Here is a 6,705-nt window from a genome sequence, read left to right as displayed (position 1 = left end):
CTCATATAGGATTGCTATAGCACCTAAATCCAAATTGCTAGAAATTATGGTCACAAATAATTCTTTGGCTCAAACTATAGCCTCAGAATTTAGTCAACTACTGCAAGTCATAGCTGTTTTGACGCTTACCAACCTCTAATGACTGGTTCGCGCAGAATTTCACGACTACCTTTAGCAACAGTCAAGTTTTTGCCTTTGGTCGATTCTGCCAGAATATAAGTATAATCGCCACTAACAGCTTCAAAGTACTCCCCCTTGGAGTCTCGCCCATTTACACTTAGAGGTAGTCGTACAGCTTTACCAGTCTTTTTATTTACACCCACATAAGTCAGTGGTGATTCACTACCACAGATACTTACCCAAAAATTCTTAGTCTCCGCAGCAACAAATATACTCTCCTGCTTGCGACAGAAGTTACGCACTTCTTGTGCTGGAGTTGCTTGAACACTTTGCGCGAAGGGAAGTGACAGCGAACATACACCAACTACGGAGAAAATAAATCGATGCCAAAAGTAAGGACGAAGTTCCATTCTTGATGACTATTAATATCTGTTGAATTTGTTACTAAGTTCTACAGCACGAGTGAAGGTGATTACGGAAAACTTGATATATTATTCGCTTACCTGCTTTTAGAGCACAGATTGTAAGTTATGCAAAGATAATTGCAGTGTGGGAGCATGATCACCACCAGAAGTCGAATATGCGCTTGCACTCGTATCTCCTGCACTTCTTGTGCTGATATCATCTTAAACAAATATTATAAGGGTTGCATCTCCATGAATTGGATTAACATATTAGGATTAGTTGCGGCAACGTTAACTACATTTTCCTTCTTGCCGCAAATGCTGAAAACGTGGCAATCCAAATCAGCAAAAGATGTTTCATTTGCCATGCTTATCTTCTTCAATTTAGGGATATTTCTATGGTTAATCTATGGAATTTCTCTAAATGCTTTACCGATTATTCTTGCTAACGCCGTAACATTATTTTTTAACCTCATAATTCTATGGTTTAAAATTAAATATAGATAATCTGTTTATTGTAAACACCTGTGACATCTTCTTTATTTACTGCTGAACGCCTTTTATTTACCCCTGCTATTCCTAACACTGACGCTGTTCCCACCATTTTTGCTTTTCCCAACGAGTACACTGTGGGTATTACTAGCCTTGGCTATCAGGTGGTATGGGCAACTTTAGCAATGCGTTCTGATGTGCAGGTGAGTCGTTTGTTCACCGACACTCATGAACAACTCCCAAGAAAGCCGGAATTATTAGGCTTTTCCATGTCGTGGGAACTCGATTATGTCAATGTTTTGAATCTGCTGGAATCTTTGGAAATTCCCATCAGAGCAAATGCCCGAGATAATCATCATCCCATAGTTTTTGGTGGTGGTCCCGTACTCACAGCTAACCCCGAACCTTTCGCAGATTTCTTTGATGTGATTTTGCTGGGAGATGGGGAAATTTTACTGGGGAATTTTATTGAAGCTTACAAAGAAGTTAGAAACGCTGACAGACAAACCCAACTCAAAGCATTAGCACAAGTTTCTGGTGTTTATGTTCCTAGTTTGTATTATGTGGAATATCACGCATCAGATAATGGTGTCAAATCAATTCAACCAATTTCCTCAGAAATTCCTGCTGTGGTGCAAAAGCAAACTTACAGGGGAAATGTCCTTTCAGCATCAACAGTGGTGACAGAAAAAGCGGCTTGGGAAAATATCTTCATGGTGGAAGTGGTGAGAAGTTGTCCAGAAATGTGTCGCTTCTGTTTGGCAAGTTATCTGACATTACCTTTTAGAACAGCGAGTGTTGATAGTTCACTCATTCCAGCAATTGAAAAAGGGTTATCAGTCACAAATCGGTTAGGATTATTGGGAGCTTCAGTTACTCAACATCCGGAATTTGAAGCTTTACTAGATTACATCAATCAGCCAAAGTACGATGATATACGTCTGAGCATTTCCTCAGTACGAACAAACACAGTCACTGTACAATTGGCGCAGACTTTGGCAAAACGAGATACAAGATCCCTCACCATTGCAGTAGAAAGTGGTTCTGAAAAATTACGACGGATTATCAATAAAAAGTTGCACAATGATGAAATCATCCAAGCAGCAGGAAATGCCAAAGCTGGGGGATTATCTGGTTTGAAACTCTACGGAATGGTGGGAATTCCTGGTGAGGAACCAGAGGATTTGGATGAAACCGTAACGATGATGCGCGATATCAAAAAAGCTGCTCCTGGACTACGGTTAACACTGGGGTGTACCACCTTTGTTCCCAAGGCACATACACCATTTCAGTGGTTTGGGGTGAATCCGCAAGCAGAAAAGAGGTTGCAGTTTTTACAGAAAAAACTCAAGCCTCAAGGAATAGACTTTCGTCCGGAAAGTTATAATTGGTCAATTATTCAGGCTTTGTTGTCGAGAGGCGATCGCCGACTCTCCCACCTCCTAGAACTCACCCGCGACTTTGGTGATTCTTTGGGTAGTTACAAACGTGCTTTCAAACAACTCAAAGGACAAATCCCCGACTTAGATTTTTACGTTCATACCAATTGGTCAACAGACCAAATATTACCTTGGAACCACTTGCAAGGACCATTACCACAGTCTACACTACTAAAGCACTTGGCTGATGCCACGAGTCATTTCAACTTATCCCAAAGAGAACTTCAACCGTTAAACAACTAAATGCAAACAACAGCCGAATACTACTGCGCCTATTGTGGCGAACCCAATACCACCTTCGTTGATTTCAGCGCAGGTGGACACCAATCTTACGTAGAAGATTGTCAAGTTTGCTGTCGTCCTAATATTCTTTACGTGCGGATTGATGAAGAGACTCTTGATGTAGAGATAGATACTGAATATGAGGAATGAACTTTTCTACTGATTTTAAATTGAAAATTTTTTGGTAATAAGTCATAGGGAATAACTAATGGTTAGTCGTTAGTGGTTATTAAGAAACTTAACTAACAACTAACAATTATTAATTATTACTTACAAAATCGAAAACCGTTGAAATGCTGCACTTTAAATATTCATCAGTCATTAATGCACCAGTGGAGGTTGTTTGGAAATTCCACGAAAGACCAGATGTTATGCAACTGCTGACTCCACCTTGGCAACCCGTTCAAGTCCTCCGCCGCGAAGGGGGACTTGGAAGGGGTGCTATCACTGAGTTTCGCCTTTTTTTGGGACCATTGCCTTTGCGTTGGTTAGCAAGTCACACAGAATACCAAGAACATCACCTGTTTACCGACGAACAAATTTCCGGACCTTTTGATTATTGGGTGCATCGACATTTATTTCAAGCAGAAAATGGTCAAACGAGATTGACTGATGACATTTCCTTTTCTATGCCAGGCGGAGAACCTGTGGAATTTGTCAGTGGTTGGCTTGTCCAAGTCCAGTTAGAAGCGATGTTTCGTTACCGACATTTTGTGACGAAACGTGAATGCGAGTCACCATTAGTACCTTAAGTAAATTCTGTACATTCTCAGCTTTTATTGATCTTTATTTTTCAAAGCTTGCTGAGAAACCCACTGAAGCAAGCCTGGAAACAATCGATAAAACGCTTGCGACAAATTCGCCGAACCCACAAATACCTCAGACTTGTGGTTTTTAACAGCGTCCCAAATGGCATTTGCCACATCCTCAGGCTTCTCCACACCTGGAATTTCTAGGACGCTGTTCATCTGATCACGACGGGATTTCGCATCTTGCTCATCTTTACCACGAAAAACAGCCGCTTCCACAAAACGACTCTTGATCACATTGGGGTAAATTCCACAAACGTGAACACCTTTTGGCTTTAATTCTGCGTGTAGCGCCTCTGTCAAACCTGTGACGCCAAACTTACTGGTGGAGTACGGCACTAAGTAAGGAGTAGGCACTTTACCACCAATGGAACTTATATTCACAATTGTTCCAGTTCTCCTTTGAAGGAAATGAGGCAAAAGGGCATGAATTGTGTGAATATATCCCCATAAATTAGTATCTATGATTTGGTGCCAATCGCTAAGAGAAAACTGCTCCACTGGTCCTTCTGCGAAAATGCCTGCATTGTTAATTAATAGATCAATATAGCCATAATGATCCAAAGCCTTTTCCACCAGTGTTTCCACCTGCGATGAGTCTCTAACATCGCAAGGAACTATAAGTGGTGCTAGACAACCAAGGCTTTGCACCTCCTGTGCTACCCTTTCCAATTCGTCAAGTTGACGTGCAGTGAGTACCAGGTCATATCCTTTGCGTGCAAATAGAAGTGCTGTTGCTTTCCCAATACCTTGGGAAGCACCTGTAATCAGTACTGTAGGAGCCATATTTTCAGTTAAAAACTCTATTTCCTATAGTTTGAGCAACAAAATTTAATAAACCTTCTGACTAACGTTAGATTTTCAATTTTTTTCTTTTCAAATTTTTTTGGTATACCTGACTACTACCTGATGACAAGAATAATCCTCTATTTGGAAGGTTAATCAAACTCCTATTAACCTTTTGTATTACAAATCTTTACGTGAACCACTCAAAATCTCATCCTTTAGACTAGCTATCGCTTTGACACTGTAGAGAGATAGCGCACACTAGAGGGATCACTACTATGAAAAATGTAATTTAAATACTTTAGGAAACTTAACAATGGGAAACTATCCTACTGATGCTACTGAAAAGGCATATAACGGAAGCGATCGCAACGCAGTTAAATTTGGGTTTACTCCACAGTCTGAACTTTGGCAAGGTCGCTTAGCCATGATTGGTTTTATCGCCTACCTTCTTTGGGATCTTAACGGCTTTAGCGTTCTGCGTGACGTACTCAACCTCATTCACTAGATTTGAAAGAACCCAGAACTCACAAATTAGCTAGAGATATAAGCTGACACTACAGACACAACAGCCAACCTCTTGTGCACTCTGGGTTCTGGGTTCTGAATCTTTCTCTAGAATTTTGCTGTCTTACACCCATACCAGCTAACCTCCAGACCAAAAAAGTTTTCGGTATGGCAATTGTATGTAAATATTAAAGTAAGTTAACATTTCTACATAATTCTCAAACTAAGGTTGCTTGTAGGACAACAATACAGCAACTGGCAACTGGATGAAATACAGTCGGGGAATTATGGAAAAGGTTCGCATCTTGCCACTCTACCTCACGCTTGTTGAAAAGTACTGTCACTACTGATGAAGTGGCTGTGTGAGCTATTAGTGTGTCTCGTCATGAGCTTATTTTTGTGAACTTTCGCCCAAAATAAAGTACAACCGTGATTCAACAATTAGAAAAACCAACAGGTCATCAACGAAAAACTCACAGTGAATCTACCACAGGAATGGTCATTGCTCTTGTAATTATTGCAACTTGGCTAACGAGCTTGATTCTATTACTTTCTGTGGATATCTCTCACTTTAATATCTTGACTTTATCGCTTGCTGTGCTTTGGCAGGCATTTCTCTACACAGGATTATTTATTACAACTCATGATGCTATGCATGGGGTAGTCTTTCCTAGAAACAACAAAATTAATCATTTTATTGGTTCACTATGTTTAACACTCTATGGTTTTTTACCTTATGAAAAACTTTTAAAAAAGCATTGGATGCATCATCATAATCCTGCCAGTGAAAAAGACCCCGATTTTCACGACGGCGAACATAAAAATTTCTTTGCTTGGTATTTTTATTTCATGAAAAATTACTCAAGTTGGGGGCAGATGCTCATCATCACGATTATCTATAACTTTGCCTATTTCATAGTTCATATACCCAGAACAAATCTCACTTTCTTTTGGGCAATACCTGCACTTATCAGTTCAATACAGCTATTTTATTTCGGTACGTTCTTGCCCCACCGTGAGCCAAAAGACGGGTATAGTGAACCTCACCGTGCGCAAACTATCTCATATCCTGTTTGGTGGTCATTTCTTACCTGCTATCATTTTGGCTATCACGAAGAACATCACGAGTCTCCTCATGTTCCTTGGTGGCAATTGCCAGATGTTCATATGTTGAAGCGGTCAAAAATTAGTCAGAACTAATCTATCAAGTATATAAAAGGAGTCAGAACTCAGAACTTAATCCCCTAGGGGATGGAGTTTCAGTAAGGAAAAATTTTTTCCTATTTTCGCCCATAAAGAGACGAGGCTTTAAACTAATTACTCGTTACCCAGTCGTACAGATGGTTAGGGCGGACTACTTAAAACAGATTGTTAGGAACAACGCCCTACTAAGGTATTACATGGACAAAAAGCGTAATCACATATTCCATGCTAAGATTAAGCTAAAGAGAATTATTTTCGGTTACGTGACTACGCCATAGACACATTGCCATAGACGCCTTCCCGGATGTAAATCTCTACACCCTATTTGGTTCGAGAGGTGTTGTATGTCAGTTAAAGAGTGAAAATTGAGCCAAACGTTAACAACAATCAGGTTAAAAAATGCAAGTTTTATTAAATAAATCTCTTCAAGCGCTGACTTCTTCTACAAGTGGGAGTAGCCAAGTAAATACAGCCATATATACCTATCAACCCATGATAAGTAAGCATACTTGCTCTTGCTGCTCATACACTTTGCTCCGTCACATAGACTTGAAAGGAATTTACTGGCGTTGTAGTCACTGTTACCAAGAAATGCCAGTTTATCAACCCTTATAGTGGGTGAGATGAAAACCCTGTGGCTTTAGCCCAGGGACGCCACATGCC

The 6,705-nt window shown here is 40.2% G+C and carries 8 protein-coding genes; 6 read left to right on the top strand and 2 right to left on the bottom strand.

What is annotated here, in order from left to right; translation table 11 throughout:
* Positions 1-125 precede the first annotated feature (125 nt).
* Positions 126-530 carry a hypothetical protein gene (locus tag DP116_RS26065; protein WP_169157911.1) on the bottom strand — a complete coding sequence of 135 codons (405 nt, stop codon included), beginning with the start codon at positions 528-530 and terminating at the stop codon, positions 126-128.
* A 246-nt stretch (positions 531-776) separates the two neighbouring features.
* Here DP116_RS26065 and DP116_RS26060 point away from each other — a divergent pair, with 246 nt between their 5' ends.
* From DP116_RS26060 to DP116_RS26045, 4 genes are all read left to right on the top strand, one after another.
* A complete protein-coding gene (locus tag DP116_RS26060; RefSeq protein ID WP_169157910.1) occupies positions 777-1,031 on the top strand; it encodes a SemiSWEET transporter in 255 nt (84 codons plus the stop codon).
* A 20-nt stretch (positions 1,032-1,051) separates the two neighbouring features.
* Complete coding sequence (locus DP116_RS26055; RefSeq protein ID WP_169157909.1) at positions 1,052-2,698, top strand: radical SAM protein; 1,647 nt, start codon at positions 1,052-1,054, stop codon at positions 2,696-2,698.
* Positions 2,699-2,887: a CPXCG motif-containing cysteine-rich protein gene (locus tag DP116_RS26050; protein ID WP_169157908.1), complete on the top strand. Its 189-nt coding sequence runs from the start codon at positions 2,699-2,701 to the stop codon at positions 2,885-2,887. It abuts the gene before it with no gap.
* 143 nt (positions 2,888-3,030) lie between these two features.
* A complete protein-coding gene (locus DP116_RS26045) occupies positions 3,031-3,489 on the top strand; it encodes an SRPBCC family protein (RefSeq protein WP_169157907.1) in 459 nt (152 codons plus the stop codon).
* Positions 3,490-3,513: 24 nt separating this feature from the next.
* Here DP116_RS26045 and DP116_RS26040 read toward each other — a convergent pair whose 3' ends face one another.
* Positions 3,514-4,332 carry an SDR family NAD(P)-dependent oxidoreductase gene (locus DP116_RS26040; protein WP_169157906.1) on the bottom strand — a complete coding sequence of 273 codons (819 nt, stop codon included), beginning with the start codon at positions 4,330-4,332 and terminating at the stop codon, positions 3,514-3,516.
* A 316-nt stretch (positions 4,333-4,648) separates the two neighbouring features.
* Here DP116_RS26040 and DP116_RS26035 point away from each other — a divergent pair, with 316 nt between their 5' ends.
* Together DP116_RS26035 and crtW are read left to right on the top strand one after the other, a co-directional pair.
* A complete protein-coding gene (locus tag DP116_RS26035) occupies positions 4,649-4,840 on the top strand; it encodes a chlorophyll a/b-binding protein (protein WP_048868655.1) in 192 nt (63 codons plus the stop codon).
* A 431-nt stretch (positions 4,841-5,271) separates the two neighbouring features.
* The gene (gene crtW, locus DP116_RS26030; protein ID WP_339381571.1) at positions 5,272-6,039 is read left to right on the top strand and encodes a beta-carotene ketolase CrtW; all 768 of its coding nucleotides are present in this window, start codon (positions 5,272-5,274) and stop codon (positions 6,037-6,039) included.
* The last annotated feature ends 666 nt before the right edge of the window (positions 6,040-6,705 follow it).

This window comes from Brasilonema bromeliae SPC951, from assembly GCF_012912135.1.
Classification (GTDB): domain Bacteria; phylum Cyanobacteriota; class Cyanobacteriia; order Cyanobacteriales; family Nostocaceae; genus Brasilonema; species Brasilonema bromeliae.
Note: the sequence above shows the minus strand (reverse complement) of the source record. Positions and strands in the feature narration are given on the sequence as shown.